Source organism: Rubrivivax gelatinosus (assembly GCF_004340905.1).
Classification (GTDB): Bacteria; Pseudomonadota; Gammaproteobacteria; order Burkholderiales; family Burkholderiaceae_C; genus Rubrivivax; species Rubrivivax gelatinosus.
Window position 1 is genome coordinate 174,597 of sequence record NZ_SLXD01000003.1, and the last position, 14,355, is coordinate 188,951.

Below are 14,355 nucleotides of genomic sequence, written 5' to 3' on the forward strand. Positions count from 1 at the left end.
GAAGGAGTTTCCTCATGGCTGAAAGAAAGGGCTCGATCTCCGGGCTTACCGACGACGAGGCCCAGGAGTTCCACAAGTTCTGGGTCCAAGGTTTCGTGGGTTTCACGGCGGTCGCCGTCGTCGCCCACTTCCTGGTCTGGGTCTGGCGTCCCTGGCTCTAAGTACCTGGTAGTAACCCGTCACAGGGGAGCGTTATGGCCCATATCGAATCTGCAATGCCCCGGCCGGTCGCGGCGGGTGACTCCAGAAGTTTCTGGATCATCTTCGCGCTCAGCTACGTGGCGTTTCTGATCATTGCCCTCGTCGGGCAATTGCTCGGTTGGCACTGGCGTTCCTGGTTGCCGGGTGCCGAAGGTGTGAAATCTATTTTTGGCGGCGTCAAGGCAGCGGTTTATACCTTCATGTCGCATTTGCTATAGGAGCTTGGATTATGTGGAGAATTTGGCGTCTGTTCGATCCGATGCGCGCCATGGTGGCCCAGGCGGTGTTCCTTCTCGGTCTCGCCGTCCTGATTCACCTGATGCTGCTGGGCACGAACAAGTACAACTGGATGGACGGCGCGAAGAAGGCGCCGGCGGCGACGGCTATCGCCCCGGTTCCTGCCGAAGTGACGTCCCTGGCGCAGGCGAAGTAAAGAGCGCCACGCCAGTGCATGCGGGTGAGACCGGTCGTGACCGGTTTCGACCCGCTGCAACTACAAACTCGCCGTTCGGGTTGTCGGTGGCGACCCGTCGGTCGGAGGAATCAATATGGCAATGCTGAGTTTCGAGAAGAAATACCGGGTGCGCGGCGGCACGCTGGTCGGGGGCGATCTCTTCGACTTCTGGGTCGGACCGTTCTACGTCGGCTTCTTCGGCGTGACGACGCTCTTCTTCTCGGTCCTGGGAACCGCGTTGATCATCTGGGGCGCTTCGCAGGGGCCGACGTGGAATCTTTGGCAGATCAGTATTGCGCCCCCTGACCTGAAGTACGGGCTGGGCGTTGCACCGCTGATGGAAGGCGGGCTCTGGCAGATCATCACGGTGTGCGCGATCGGGGCTTTCGTCTCCTGGGCGCTGCGTGAAGTCGAGATCTGCCGCAAGCTCGGCATGCAATACCACGTGCCGATCGCTTTCGGTTTCGCGATCTTTGCCTACGTCACGCTGGTCGTCATCCGCCCGGTTCTGATGGGCGCTTGGGGCCACGGCTTTCCGTACGGCATCTTCAGTCACTTGGACTGGGTGTCGAACGTGGGCTACCAATATCTGCACTTCCACTACAACCCGGCACACATGCTGGCGATCACGTTCTTCTTCACGACGACGCTCGCCATGTCCATGCACGGGGGCCTGATCCTGTCGGCGGCCAACCCGAAGAAGGGTGAGCCGATGAAGACGACGGATCACGAAGACACGTTCTTCCGCGACGCCGTCGGTTATTCGATCGGTTCGCTCGGTATCCACCGCCTGGGCCTGTTCCTGGCGCTGTCGGCGGCCTTCTGGAGCGCGGTCTGCATCGTGATCAGCGGTCCGTTCTGGACGCGTGGCTGGCCGGAGTGGTGGGGCTGGTGGCTGAATCTGCCCGTCTGGAGTCAGTGGCCGCTCAACTGAGCCCGCAGGAGAAACCCAATGGCTGAGTATCAAAACATCTTCACGCGTGTGCAGGTCGCAGGGCCGGCGCACATGGGTGTGCCGCTGCCCGAGAGGGACAGCCCGCGCACCGGCAAGAAGCCTTGGCAGATCCACCTGCTCGGGCGTCTGGGCATGGCGCAGATCGGGCCGATCTACCTGGGCCCGCTGGGCATCCTGTCGATCGTCTTCGGCAGCCTGGCGACCATGATCATCGGCTTCAACATGCTGGCTTCGGTCGGCTGGAACCCGATCGAGTTCTTCCGCCAGTTCTTCTGGCTGGCGCTGGAGCCGCCGTCTCCGCAGTACGGCCTGAAGCTGCCGCCGCTCAACGACGGCGGCTGGTGGCTGATGGCGGGCCTGTTCCTGACGATCTCGATCCTGCTGTGGTGGGTCCGCATGTACACCCGCGCCCGCGCTCTGGGCATGGGCACGCACGTGGCCTGGGCCTTCGCGGCGGCGATCTGGCTGTACCTGGTGCTGGGCTTCATCCGCCCGGTGCTGATGGGCAGCTGGTCTGAAGCCGTGCCGTTCGGCATCTTCCCGCACCTGGACTGGACCGCCGCGTTCTCGCTGCGCTACGGCAACCTGTTCTACAACCCGTTCCACGCGCTCTCGATCGCCTTCCTGTACGGCGCGACGCTGCTGTTCGCGATGCACGGCGCGACGATCCTGGCCGTCAGCCGCTTCGGCGGCGAGCGGGAACTGGAGCAGATCGCCGACCGTGGCACCGCCTCGGAACGTGCCCAGCTGTTCTGGCGTTGGACGATGGGCTTCAACGCGACGACCGAGTCGATCCACCGCTGGGCGTGGTGGTTCGCCGTGCTGTGCCCGCTGTGCGGCGGCATCGGCATCCTGCTGTCGGGTACCGTCGTCGACAACTGGTATCTGTGGGCCGTGAAGCACGGCGTGGCACCGGCCTACCCGGCGGTGTTCGCGCCCACGATCGACCCCGCCACCCTGCAGGGAGTCAAGTGATGGCACTCGCGGTTCGTTTTACGACCCTTACCGTCGCCGTGACCGCGGCGGTCCTGCTCGCGGGATGCGAGCGTCCGCCGGTGGAGTCGGTGCAGCGGGGCTACCGCGGCACCGGCATGCAGCACATCGTCAACCCGCGCACGCTCGCCGAGCAGATCCCGACGCAGCAGGCTCCGGTGGCAACGCCGGTGGCCGACGACTCGGGCCCGCGCGCCAACCAGGTGTTCCAGAACGTCAAGGTTCTGGGCCACCTGTCGGTCGCGGAGTTCACGCGGCAGATGGCGGCGATCACCGAGTGGGTGTCGCCGACCGAGGGCTGCAACTATTGCCATACCGAGAATCTCGCCGACGACTCGAAGTATCAGAAGGTCGTCTCGCGCCGGATGCTCGAGATGACGCAGAAGATCAACGCCCAGTGGACGCAGCACGTCGCCGCTACCGGCGTCACCTGCTACACCTGCCACCGTGGTCAGCCGGTCCCCAAGGAGATCTGGTTCACCGCCGCGCCGCAGAACAAGCGTTCGGACTTCATCGGCAACCTCGACGGCCAGAACCAGGCCGAGAAGGTCGTCGGGCTGACCTCGCTGCCCTACGATCCGTTCACGACCTTCCTGAAGGACGACACGAACGTTCGTATCTACGCGACGACGGCGCTGCCGGCAGGCACTTCGACGGCCGACATCAAGCAGGCCGAGAAGAGCTATGGCCTGATGATGCACTTCTCGGGCGCGCTGGGCGTCAACTGCACGTACTGCCACAACACCAACGGCTTCGGCAGCTGGGAGAACGCCGCGCCGCAACGCGCGACGGCCTGGTACGGCATCCGCATGGCGCGTGACCTCAACAACAACTTCATGGACGGGCTGACGAAGTCCTTCCCCGCGCATCGGCTTGGCCCGACGGGCGACGTGGCGAAGATCAACTGCGCCACCTGCCACCAGGGTGCCTACAAGCCGCTGTACGGCGCGCAGATGGCCAAGGACTACCCGGGCCTGAAAGCGCTGCCGCCTGCGGCCGCTCCGGCCGTGGAAGCCGCTCCGGTCGACGCCGCCGCGTCGGCCGCGCCGGTCGCCACGGTGGCTACCGCCGCGAAGTGACGTGTTGAACGGCGGCCGCGGCCACCGCCGCGGCCGTTGCGCATGACAAACGAACTCAGCACTGCCGCCGGCGCCCCCCAACAGGGCCCGGCGGTTTCTTCTTTCTCGGTCCAGCCCCCGCCAGCGGTCACCGCCGGCGGCGACGTGCTCGTCCTGTTGCTGGTCGATGTCGCCCCGGCCGCGCGCTTCTGGGGCTACGGGCGCTTCATCGCCGGCACCGTGCCAGCGCTTGCCGAGCCCGGTGCACGTTTCGCCAAGCAGTTGGGCACCGGCTACGAAGGCGGCTTCGGCTTGCGCCCGAGCGCCACGCGCCAGGGCCTGTTCGTGCTCTTCGAGGACGAGGCCGCGGCCGATGCCTTCATCGACCACTCCGAGCTCGTCCGCAGTTACCAGCGCAACGCGCGCGAGCTCTGCATCGTCAAGGCCCGTCCGTACAGCGCTCGCGGCAGTTGGGACGGCCACCAGCTGCGTGTCGGCTCTCCTGCGCCTGCCGGCGGGCCGGTGGCGGCCTTGACGCGTGCGTCGATCCGTCTGTCGCAGGCGCACCGCTTCTGGCCCAACGCCGGGCCGTCGCAGGACTCGCTCGAACGCGCCCAGGGGTGCCGGCTGGCGGTGGGGCTCGGCGAGGCACCGTTCCTGCGACAGGCCACCTTCAGCGTGTGGGACAGCGTCGCGGCCATGGATGCCTACGCACGCACCGGTGCCCACCAACGTGCGATCCAGGCCTCGCGCGAGTTCTTCTCCGAGTCGATGTTCGTGCGCTTCGTGCCGCTGGCCATCGACGGCGTCTGGAAGGGGCGCCGCTATGGCTGATGCACAACGCACGCACCGGGTGGTCGTCGTCGGCGCCGGCATCGCGGGGCTGACGAGCGCGCTGCTGCTGGCGGCCCGCGGTCTGGACGTCACCCTCGTCGAGAAGGCCGCGGCGCCGGGAGGCAAGATGCGTCGGGTGCTGGTCGACGGGGCGCCGATCGACGCCGGCCCGACGGTGTTCACGATGCGCTGGGTCTTCGACCAGATCTTCGCCGCCGCCGGGGCGAAGGTCGAAGACCACCTGAAGCTGCAGCCGCTGGGCGTGCTCGCACGGCACGCCTGGCGCGGCCACGAGCCGCGGCTGGACCTGTTCGCCGACATCCGGCGTTCGGCCGAGGCGATCGGCGAGTTCAGCGGCCCGCAGGAGGCGCAGCGTTTCCTCGGTTTCTGCCGCCAGGCGCGCCAGCTCTACGACCACCTGGAAGGCCCGTACATCCGCTCCGAGCGTCCGACGCTGGGCAGCATGGTCGGAGATCTCGGGCCGCGCGGCCTGATGGCGCTGATGCAGATCGGCCCGTTCTCCAACCTCTGGCGCTCGCTGTCGCGGCACTTCCGCGATCCGCGGCTGCAGCAGCTGTTCGCCCGCTACGCCACCTATTGCGGCGCCTCGCCGTGGATGGCGCCGGCGACGCTGATGCTGGTCGCGCAGGTCGAGCTCGACGGCGTCTGGGCGGTCGAAGGGGGCATGCATGCCGTGGCCCAGGCCTTCGCGGCGCTGGCCGAGGCGCGCGGCGTCAAGCTGCGTTTCGGCTGCGCCTGCGAGCAGGTGCTGGTGCGCGACGGCCGTGCCGTCGGCGTGCGCCTGGCCGATGGCGAGCAGATCTCCGCGGACTCGGTGGTGTTCAACGGCGACGTCAACGCGCTGGCTCAGGGCCTGCTGGGTGACCCTGCACGGCGCGCGACGGCGGCGGTGGCACCCGCGCGGCGCTCGCTGTCGGCGTTGACCTGGCTGGTCAACGCACGCACCAGCGGCTTCCCGCTGGTGCGCCACAACGTGTTCTTCGACGAGGACTACGCGTCCGAGTTCGACGACATCTTCCGCCAGCGCCGCCTGCCGCGGCGCGGCACCGTCTACGTCTGTGCGCAGGATCGCACCGACGAAGGCACCGGGTCGGACGCCCCCGAGCGCCTGCTCTGCCTGGTGAACGCACCAGCCGACGGGGACCGACGGCCCTTCGACGTTTCGGAGACCGAACCATGCGAGCAGCGGAGTCTGGCGCTGATGCGCGAGTGCGGCCTGTCGATCGAGTGGAGCCCGCAGACGCACCGGCTGGTGACGCCGGCGGACTTCGAGCGGCTGTTCCCGGCGACGGGGGGGGCGCTGTACGGCCCGGCGACGCACGGCTGGATGTCCTCGTTCCACCGAGCGTCGTCGACGAGCCGGCTGCCGGGGCTGTATCTGGCGGGCGGGAGCGTTCACCCGGGGCCGGGTGTGCCGATGGCGGCGATGTCCGGCCGGCTGGCGGCCGAGACGCTGATGGCGCACCTCGATTCGACCAGCCGGTCCCGCCGGGTGGTTATCTCTGGTGGTATGTCGACGCGGTCAGCGACGACGGGCGGCATGGCCTGACCTTCATCGCCTTCGTCGGCAGCGTCTTCTCGCCTTACTACGCCTGGGCCGGAGGGCCGCGGGCCGACCGCGCCGACCCGGAGAACCACTGCGCGCTGAACATCGCGCTGTACGGCGATGCCGGCAAACGCTGGACGATGACCGAACGCGGCCGGCGCTGGATGCGCCGCAGCCGCGACGAGTTCGTCATCGGCCCGAGCCGGCTGCACTGGGACGGCGAGTCGCTGCTGGTCGAGTTCGACGAGATCGGCGCACCGATCCCGCGTCGGGTGAAGGGCAGGGTGCGCATCTGGCCGAAGGCGCTGTGCCGCTTCGTCACCGCGCTGGACAGCGGCGGGCGCCACCGCTGGGGCCCGATCGCGCCTTGCAGCCGCATCGAGGTCGAGCTCGACAGCCCGCGGGTGCGCTGGAGCGGCCACGCCTATCTCGATTCGAACGAAGGCGACGAGCCGATCGACCGCCCGTTCCACGAATGGGACTGGTCGCGCGCGACCATGGCCGACGGCAGCACCGCGGTGATCTACGACGTGCGCCAGAAGGTCGGAGGCGACCGCGTCATCGCCGAACGTTTCCTGCTCGACGGCAGCACCGAGAGCTTCGAGGCGCCCCCGCGGCAGCCGCTGCCGACGACGCTGTGGCGCATCGGCCGCACGATGCGTACCGAGCCGGGCGTGCCGGCGGCGGTGGAGCAGACGCTCGAGGACACGCCGTTCTACGCCCGTTCGATGGTCCGTTCGGGGCTGCTCGGCGAGGTCGTGACCTCGGTGCACGAGACGATGCTGCTGCCGCGCGTGATCACGCTGCCGGTGCGGCTGATGCTGCCCTGGCGCATGCCGCGCCGGGGCTGAATACGGGCCGGCGGGGCGCCGGCCTCACTCCTGGTGGTCGTCGGCGCGGCGGCCGTTGAAGGAGCTGGGGCGGTAGACGTTGCCTTCGCGCTGCACGTTCGGCGCGCCGCGGCGCGCGCGTTCGATGACCTCGACGGCCTCGCGTTCGGCGCTGCGGCGCTGCCGGTTCCAGCGCCAGGCAGAGCGCGTGCGCTGCACCATCTCGGCCACGCGACCACGACCGATCAGCATGCCCAGCAGCAGGGCGATGCAGACGGCCAGACCGATGGCAGCGAGAACCTTTTCGACCATGACGGAAATCTAGCGCGCTTCAGGTCCGGCGTGGCGCCACTTCTTCGCGCCAGACCGGTCCGTCTTGACTGTCGTCAGCCTCGCTCCCGCGTTCGTGGGTCGCGCGAGGCGGCCTCAGACGCCGCGCCGCGCGGCCTGGCGCTCCATCAGCTCGAGCACCCAGCCCAGGCGCTCGTTGAACGAGCGCGGCAGCGGCCGATGCCCCGGGAGCGTGGCGGCGGGGGCGACGGAAGCATCGACGAGGTACTGGATCGCCGGCAGCGGCGTGATCGAGGCCTGGGTCCGGCTCGGCATGTTCAGCGCCGCGGATGCCGCACGCGCCATCAGTGCCGCCTTGCGGCGGGCCGGCACGACCACACGGCGGTTGACCGAATCCAGCCCGTCGCGTTCGAGCCGGTGCCCGATCTCGGCGTAGACCAGCCGTGCGGCTCGAATCGCCGGGCGGCAGTCACGCGGCAGCGCAGCGATGCCGTGCTCCGAGCGTTCGTAGAGTTCGTCGGCGGCGCGCAGAAGCCGTCGCACCGTCTGCGCGACGGGCGGGCAGTGCACCGGATTCTTCAGCCAGGCGTCGACGTCGAGGCCGGCTTCGCGCAGCCACTCGCGGGGAAGGTAAAGCCGGCCGTTGCGGGCGTCCTCGCCGACATCGCGTGCGATGTTCGTGAACTGCATCGCCACGCCGAGCTCGCAGGCGCGCGCCAGCGCCTGCGGCGAGCGTACGCCCATGATCACCGCCATCGCGGCGCCGACGGTGCCGGCGACGCGCGCGCCGTAGGCTTCGACATCGGCGAGGGTCTCGTAGCGGCGGCCGTCGGCGTCCCAGAGGAAGCCCTCGAGCAGCGCATCGAGCAGCACGCGCGGCAGGCCGTGGCGGTGCACGGTGCAGGCCAGCGCGCGGTCAGCGGCGATCGGGGCTGGCGTGCCGGCGTAGACGTCGTCCAGCCTCGAGCGCAGTTCGGCCATCGCCGCATGCGGGTCGCCGCTGAGGTCGACGGCGTCGTCGGCGACGCGGCAGAAGGCATACAGCGCGGTGGCGGGTGCACGTACGCGCTGCGGCAGCAGCAGCGAGGCAGCGAAGAAGGACTTCGAGCCGCCGCGCATCAGTTCGCGGCAGGCCTGCATCTCGGAGGAGATGCGCAGGTCAGCGGGCATGGAGCAGGTTGTTGTCCGGCGGGGGCACGAGAAGCGGAGGCGGATCGCGCGGCTCCCCCGGCTCGCGCGAGCGCAGCGCCCAGCGCCACAACGCGGCGACCGGCAGCGGCAGGACCATCATCCAGTGCTCGATGACGGCCATGCCGAGCATCGTCGCGACCAGCAGCAGGCCGACGTGCATCGCCGGCGCGGTGGACGGCAGCAGCGCCTCCTGGACCATCAGCCCGGCGATGATCGTCGGCACCGTGACCGAGATCGGGAACAGCAGGTTCATCGCCCGGCGGCGGAAGAAGCTGACGAGGTACTTCAGGTGCTCCGGCAGGAACTCCTCGCTCAGGTTGCGCACGCCCAGGAACAGGTTGAGCTTGGCGCTGGCGCGCATCGTCCAGAGCACCAGGTAGGTCCAGGTGCCGACCTGGTTGGGCTCGCCCCAGGTGACGGCGATGATCGCGATGCCCACGCTGATGATCGCGATCTCGTGCCACAGGATGGCCTGGATGGCGTGCACGAAACGTGTCCAGGTGCCGGCCCCGGGCGGCGTCGCGGTCTTGCGCGGCCCGGTGATCCAGCCGGTCAGGAAGGCCAGCTCGTGCCAGCCCCAGACCAGCAGCGCGCAGGTGAACGCGCAGTACGCGTCGGCCGGCGTCGTGTTGCCGGCGGTGTGGACCAGGGCGCCGAAGGCCGTCGCCGCGAGCGCGGTCGAGATGACCAGGCTCCAGCGGAAGGTCTTTCTCGGCAGACCGTCCAGCAGCAGGATCAGCCCGGTGCTGAACCACCAGACGAACACCGCGAACAGCACCGGGATCGCCACGCTCAGCATCGTGTCCTCGCTTTCACCATGCGGCTGCCATGCGCACCTGAGACGGCAGCGCGTGACGGCGCACCGGGATCAGGTACATGCGGGCGAAAGTGGCGGCGCCGGCAACGGCCCAGGCGGCCTGCTGCAGACGGCCGACCAGGCCGCCGCGCGCCTTGGCGGCATCGACGCGGATCTTCACGCGCACCAGGCGCTCCATGCCGGCCCGGAAGGCCGGATGGTCGATGTCCAGCGAGATCGGGAAGACCTGCTTGGAGATCTCGTTGGTGATCTGGAAGACGCGATAGTCGTAGTCGGTCGACTCCAGCCCCATCGCCTCGTGCAGCAGGGGCCGCATGTGGTCGCGCACGTACATCGTCGCGTACACGGCCAGCAGGAAGAAACGCACCCACAGCAGGTTGGCGCCGGAGATCAGCTGCGGATGGGCGCGCAGGATCAGCGCGAACGACTCGCCGTGGCGGAATTCGTCGTTGCACCAGCGTTCGAACCAGCGAAAGATCGGGTGGAAACGTTTGTCCGGATGGCGCTCGAGCTGGCGGTAGATCGTGATGTAGCGCGCGTAGCCGATCTTCTCGGACAGGTAGGTCGCGTAGAAGATGTACTTCGGCTTGAAGTAGGTGTAGGCCTTGGTGCGCTTGAGCCCGCCGAGGTCGATGCCCAGCCCGAAGTCGCGCAGCGCCTGGTTGATGAAGCCCGCGTGGCGCGACTCGTCGCGCGCCATGTAGCGCATCAGCGCCTTGACGTCCGGGTTCTCGACGTTCTTCTGGATCTCGTTGTAGAGCACGCAGCCGGAGAACTCGGACGTGACCGACGACACCAGGAAGTCCAGGAACTCCTGGCGCAGCTCCGGCGACACCTGCGAAAAACGCTCGGCCACCTCCTGCGTGAACTCGGGCGTGCGCTGGAAGTGGTCGTGGTTGTTGTCGCCCTCGTACTCGGCCAACATCGCGTCCCACTCCGCGCGGATCGACGAGACGTCGATCCGGTTCATCGCGGCGTAGTCGGTGGTGTAGAAGCGCGGGCTCAGGAGCGTGCTCTCCTTGGCCCTGCGGGCGGCCTCTTCGGGTGACTCGATCGTCGGGGTCGCGAGCATGAGGGTCTCCGTGGTGTGTCAGCGGGCCGGGGCCTGCTGGGGTTCGACGTTCAGCAGGCGCGCGAACACGCCGGCGTTGGTCGGGCCGAAGGACTCCAGGTCGATGCGCTCGCCCGTTGCCGGGTCCATCAGCGTCAGTCGACCATCGTTCCGGGCGACGAGTTCGAACGCCTGCTCGGGGCCGAGGCCCCGCTTCATGCGTTCGCGGGCGAGTGCACGCAGGGCCCCACGGAGGAACCCGGCCTCGCCCTGCACCGAATCGAGCTGGACGCCGCTGCGTCCATCGATGACGGCAATGCTGCCGTCGGGTCGATCCTCGAATCGGAGGGCGCGCGTCGCGACGGCATCGCCGTCGGGCACGCGGATGGACTGCCCACTCAGGCGCACCGCGGCGACGCCGACGATGACGGCCACGAGCAGCACGCCGATGGCGATCAGCGGCGTGCGGGGCAGGTCGTTGGATCGGGGCATGGTGTCGCTCATGCAGCGGCACCCTGGCCCGCGAGATTGCCGGCAGCGGGCTTGCCGCCGGGCGCCGCAGCGGGCACGGCGGGCAGCTCGGTGGCGCGCGACCAGGCCTCCGACAGCTGCCGGGCCACCGCCTCGGCCTCGGGGACGCAGCGCAGCATCGGCTCCGGCTTGGCGTAGCGCCACGGACGGGCGTGCGGCCACAGGTGCAGGTAGGCGATGCGGTCGCCGCCGACAAGCGTGATCGGGATGTCGCCGCTGCCGTCGCGATGACGGCGCAGGCCGGCGGCCGCGATGCGCTTGAACGGGATGTTGAAGGTCACCGTCAACACGATGCCGATGCGCATGACGACGCGCCGGTCGGTGATGGTGTAGACGGCGCCGCGCGCGGTCAGCCAGGCGAGCCCGGTGATCAGCACGAGCGCGAAAACGACCAGAGGCAGCAGTACGACGAGCGCGCGCAGTGCGTCGCCGGCGCTGCCGCCCTGGCTCAGCACGTAACCGGCACGGGCCGCCAGGACGGCGGCGAAATACAGCACCAGCGCAGGCACGTGAAAGGCGCGCCGTGCGAGGGCGCGCCAGTCGGGACTGCCCTGCCAGAGGATGTGCTCCTCGGCAGGGAGGACCTCCGGCAGTCCGTGCACGGGCTCGTAATCGTGCTCGTGCCCGGTGGTGTGCCGGTGGCCGTGTGTCACAGCAGGGGCTCCTGCCGTGCGGGCTCGGCGTACAGCGTGCCGGCGCCGTAGTAGGCGCAGATCTTCTCTTCTTCGAGCATCGTCACCTGTTCCGGATGCTTGGTCGCGGGCACGTCGGCGAACTGCGAGCCGAGGATGGCCTTGACCTTCACCGCGTCACGCTTGAAGTTGACGAAGTTGATCGGCAGCAGCTTGCGCGCACCGCCGGGCAGTTCGACTTCGAGGTAACGGAACAGGTTTTCCGGCGTGTCGACCCAGAGGTCGATGACCGTGCCGGCCTCGACGCCGTCGGCGCCAACCACCGGCAGGCCGCGCGGATCGCGGTCCTGGTGGGCAACGTCGAAGTCCGGCACCAGGCGCAGCGGCAGGATGCGAACGCCACCGTCGCCGTCGGTGTCGACGCGGTCGGCACGTTCGGTCCAGGCGCCCGGGCCGACGCCGGCCAGCAGCGGATTGCCGGTCGGGACCAGCGGCGCTCCGATCCAGGCGTGGGCCGGTTCGGCGGCGAGATTGTCCTGCGGCGCTTCGGCCTTCGGCACGACGTGCTCGTGGCCGTCGGCCAGCTTGAAGGTCTTGGCTTCGGGCACCGGCCAGCCGGTGATGACACCGCGGCCCGTGCCGCTGTCCATCTCGGGGTAGCCCTCGCGATGGTTTTCACGGATCAGGTAATAACAAAGGCCCGCGAAGAACGCCCAGAAGGCGTACAGCACGAGCTGCGCAACGTCGACGTAGGATGTGATGGCACCGGTTCCCATGGGGTTCTCCTTCTCGCGAATCTCGCTAGCCGGGGAAATCGGCCAGTCCGAATTGGTTGTGGTCAGGCTGCTGCCGCCGCCCCGCGCGGCGCACCAGCGGGCCGATCGCGACGAGCGCCGCGAACAGCAGGATCATCTCGAGGTGATACACGAAGCTGTAGCCGGTCACGGGGCTGACCAGCACCTGGCCCAGCAGGCCCTGCGTCGCCATGCTCGACACGAGGTCGCGCATCGCGCCGCCGGCTGCAACCGCACCGCCGGCGGCCGTGGCCTGAACGGCGCCCCAGGCGCCGAGGGCCAGACCCACGTGCTCCTTGCGCTCCATTCCCATCGCCGCCGTCAGCGTGCCGACCGAGAACAGACCGCCTCCGAAACCGATCATCACCGTGCCGATGCGGAACATCGCCGGTGAATCCATCGGTGCGGCGAAGACCACCAGCGCGAACGCCGGCAGTCCGCAGACCGCACCCAGGGCCGCGACACGCAGCGGATCCCAGCCGCGCGCCAGCATGCGTGCGGCGAGCGCGAACGCGACCAGCGCACCGCCGGCCAGCAGGGCCGTCAGGGTGCTCGTGGCGGCCACGCTCAGCTTCAGGATCTCGCCGCCGTAGGGCTCGAGCACGATGTCCTGCATGTTGAACGCCGCGGTCCCCAGGCCGACCATCCAGAGGAAACGCCGCGCCTGCGGCTGCTCGATGAAACCGCGCCACATCGTGCGGAACTCGGGCGCCGGCTGGTCCTTGCTGCGGCGGCGGTTCGGGTCGCGTGCTTCCTGTTTCCAGACGGCGATCAGGTTCAGCGCGACCGTCAGCACCGCCGCACCCTGGACCACCTGCACCAGCCGTTGTTCGGAGAAGTCCGACAGCAGCGCCGAGCAGGTCATGCCGCCGCCGACCAGGCCGACGAGCAGCATCACGTACATGAGCGCGACGACGCGCGGGCGCGACTCTTCGCTCGCCAGATCGGTGGCCAGCGCCAGGCCCGTGGTCTGCGTGGTCTGCAGGCCGGCGCCGACGAGCAGGAAGGCGATGCCGGCGAAGATCTGGCCCACCCAGCCCAGGCCGAGCTGGCCCTGGCCGGTCAGCACCAGCAGCGCGAACGGCATGATCGCCAGGCCGCCGAACTGCATCAGCGTGCCCAGCCAGATGTAGGGCACGCGGCGCCAGCCGATGACCGAGGCGTGGATGTCGGAGCGGAAGCCGACGAAGGCCCGGAAGGGCGCCGCCAGCATCGGCAGCGCGACCATCATCGAGACGATCCAGGCGTGCACGCCCAGCTCGACGATCATCACCCGGTTGAGCGTGCCCACGAGCAGCGCGGTGGCTAGGCCGACCGAGACCTGGAACAGCGCCAGGCGCAGCAGGCGCGACAGCGGCAGCCCGGGGCTGGCCGCGTCGGCAAAAGGCATCAGGCGCGGCACGACGCGCTGCAGCCATTCGCGCAGCGGGTCGGGCAGGGCCGGGGGCGCCTTCACGAGCGTTTCCACTCCGTGGCCTGCGAGGTGTAGAAGCCGCTGGCGATGCGCTCGCTGCGGCCCCACTGCCAGTCCTTCAGCCCCGGATGCGCGGCCATCAGCGCACGCAGCTGCTCGGGGGCGACGGGCACGATCGAGGGCGATCGGTCGCCGCGCGGGAACAGCTTGCCGACGGTCCACATCAGCGACAGCAGCGCGGTGCGCGGCGCGAAGGTGAAGACCATCGAGGTCGAGGTGCGCTCGGCGAGCTTGGCGAGCGCTTGGACCGCGTCGGGCGCGTCGTAGTGGATCACCGAGTCCATCGCGATGACGTGGTCGAAGCGGCCGAGCGCCGGGTCGAGCATGTCGCCGCTGCGGAAGTCGATCGAGCCCGGGCCCAGCGACTCGGGCAGGCGCTCGCGGGCGTAGCCGACCAGCGTCGGCGACAGGTCGATCGCGACGACCTCGGCGCCGCGGCGCGCGAGTTCGATCGAGGCCGCGCCGGTGCCGCAGCCGGCATCGAGCACGCGGCGTCCGCGAAGGTCCTGCGGCAGCCAGGACAGCAGCGTCGTGCGCATGCGGTCGCGGCCGGCACGAACGGTGGCGCGCACGCCGCTGACCGGGGCGTCCGAGGTCAGCCGCGCCCAGGTCTGGGCGGCGGTGCGGTCGAAGTAGTGCTCGACTTCGCCGCGGCGGTTCTGGTAGCTCGCGTTGTCCATGG

General features: G+C 69.2%; 18 protein-coding genes. 9 read left to right on the forward strand and 9 right to left on the reverse strand.

The window, feature by feature from the left end; translation table 11 throughout:
* The first annotated feature begins 14 nt into the window (after positions 1-14).
* From pufB to EV684_RS06375, 9 genes are all read left to right on the forward strand, one after another.
* Positions 15-161, forward strand: a complete 147-nt coding sequence (gene pufB, locus EV684_RS06335) for a light-harvesting antenna LH1, beta subunit (RefSeq protein ID WP_009857107.1) — start codon at positions 15-17, stop codon at positions 159-161.
* A 33-nt stretch (positions 162-194) separates the two neighbouring features.
* Entirely contained in the window at positions 195-419 is a 225-nt protein-coding gene (locus EV684_RS06340) for a hypothetical protein (protein WP_242478374.1), read from the forward strand.
* Positions 420-430: 11 nt separating this feature from the next.
* Positions 431-634 (forward strand): light-harvesting antenna LH1, alpha subunit, encoded by a 204-nt coding sequence (pufA, locus tag EV684_RS06345; RefSeq protein ID WP_132645365.1) that lies wholly within the window; start codon positions 431-433, stop codon positions 632-634.
* Between the two features lie 121 nt (positions 635-755).
* Positions 756-1,589: a photosynthetic reaction center subunit L gene (gene pufL / locus EV684_RS06350; RefSeq protein ID WP_242478372.1), complete on the forward strand. Its 834-nt coding sequence runs from the start codon at positions 756-758 to the stop codon at positions 1,587-1,589.
* A gap of 18 nt (positions 1,590-1,607) precedes the next feature.
* Complete coding sequence (gene pufM, locus EV684_RS06355) at positions 1,608-2,585, forward strand: photosynthetic reaction center subunit M (RefSeq protein ID WP_132645367.1); 978 nt, start codon at positions 1,608-1,610, stop codon at positions 2,583-2,585.
* Complete coding sequence (gene pufC / locus EV684_RS06360) at positions 2,585-3,682, forward strand: photosynthetic reaction center cytochrome PufC (RefSeq protein ID WP_132645368.1); 1,098 nt, start codon at positions 2,585-2,587, stop codon at positions 3,680-3,682. Before pufM ends, pufC begins: the two co-directional genes overlap by 1 nt.
* 42 nt (positions 3,683-3,724) lie before the next feature.
* Positions 3,725-4,495 carry a spheroidene monooxygenase gene (locus tag EV684_RS06365; protein ID WP_132645369.1) on the forward strand — a complete coding sequence of 257 codons (771 nt, stop codon included), beginning with the start codon at positions 3,725-3,727 and terminating at the stop codon, positions 4,493-4,495.
* Positions 4,488-6,065 carry a 1-hydroxycarotenoid 3,4-desaturase CrtD gene (crtD, locus tag EV684_RS06370; RefSeq protein ID WP_132645370.1) on the forward strand — a complete coding sequence of 526 codons (1,578 nt, stop codon included), beginning with the start codon at positions 4,488-4,490 and terminating at the stop codon, positions 6,063-6,065. Before EV684_RS06365 ends, crtD begins: the two co-directional genes overlap by 8 nt.
* A 137-nt stretch (positions 6,066-6,202) precedes the next feature.
* Positions 6,203-6,913, forward strand: coding sequence for a carotenoid 1,2-hydratase (locus tag EV684_RS06375; protein ID WP_200222267.1), 711 nt, complete (start codon positions 6,203-6,205; stop codon positions 6,911-6,913).
* Positions 6,914-6,937: 24 nt separating this feature from the next.
* Here EV684_RS06375 and EV684_RS06380 read toward each other — a convergent pair whose 3' ends face one another.
* The 9 genes from EV684_RS06380 to bchM all read right to left on the reverse strand — a co-directional run bounded on the left by EV684_RS06380 (position 6,938) and on the right by bchM (position 14,353).
* Positions 6,938-7,204, reverse strand: a complete 267-nt coding sequence (locus EV684_RS06380; RefSeq protein ID WP_132645371.1) for a hypothetical protein — start codon at positions 7,202-7,204, stop codon at positions 6,938-6,940.
* A gap of 114 nt (positions 7,205-7,318) precedes the next feature.
* The gene (locus EV684_RS06385; RefSeq protein ID WP_132645372.1) at positions 7,319-8,353 is read right to left on the reverse strand and encodes a phytoene/squalene synthase family protein; all 1,035 of its coding nucleotides are present in this window, start codon (positions 8,351-8,353) and stop codon (positions 7,319-7,321) included.
* Positions 8,343-9,173: a putative photosynthetic complex assembly protein PuhE gene (gene puhE / locus EV684_RS06390; protein WP_132645373.1), complete on the reverse strand. Its 831-nt coding sequence runs from the start codon at positions 9,171-9,173 to the stop codon at positions 8,343-8,345. The genes EV684_RS06385 and puhE overlap by 11 nt, the downstream gene beginning before the upstream one ends.
* 13 nt (positions 9,174-9,186) lie before the next feature.
* Complete coding sequence (gene acsF / locus EV684_RS06395) at positions 9,187-10,263, reverse strand: magnesium-protoporphyrin IX monomethyl ester (oxidative) cyclase (RefSeq protein WP_132645374.1); 1,077 nt, start codon at positions 10,261-10,263, stop codon at positions 9,187-9,189.
* A gap of 18 nt (positions 10,264-10,281) precedes the next feature.
* Positions 10,282-10,746, reverse strand: a complete 465-nt coding sequence (puhC, locus tag EV684_RS06400; RefSeq protein WP_132645375.1) for a photosynthetic complex assembly protein PuhC — start codon at positions 10,744-10,746, stop codon at positions 10,282-10,284.
* Positions 10,743-11,426 (reverse strand): photosynthetic complex putative assembly protein PuhB, encoded by a 684-nt coding sequence (puhB, locus tag EV684_RS06405; RefSeq protein WP_132645376.1) that lies wholly within the window; start codon positions 11,424-11,426, stop codon positions 10,743-10,745. Before puhB ends, puhC begins: the two co-directional genes overlap by 4 nt.
* Positions 11,423-12,181, reverse strand: coding sequence for a photosynthetic reaction center subunit H (gene puhA, locus EV684_RS06410; RefSeq protein WP_132645377.1), 759 nt, complete (start codon positions 12,179-12,181; stop codon positions 11,423-11,425). Before puhA ends, puhB begins: the two co-directional genes overlap by 4 nt.
* Positions 12,182-12,206: 25 nt before the next feature.
* Entirely contained in the window at positions 12,207-13,655 is a 1,449-nt protein-coding gene (locus EV684_RS06415) for a BCD family MFS transporter (protein ID WP_132645378.1), read from the reverse strand.
* A complete protein-coding gene (bchM, locus tag EV684_RS06420) occupies positions 13,652-14,353 on the reverse strand; it encodes a magnesium protoporphyrin IX methyltransferase (protein ID WP_132645379.1) in 702 nt (233 codons plus the stop codon). Before bchM ends, EV684_RS06415 begins: the two co-directional genes overlap by 4 nt.
* Positions 14,354-14,355: the final 2 nt, after the last annotated feature.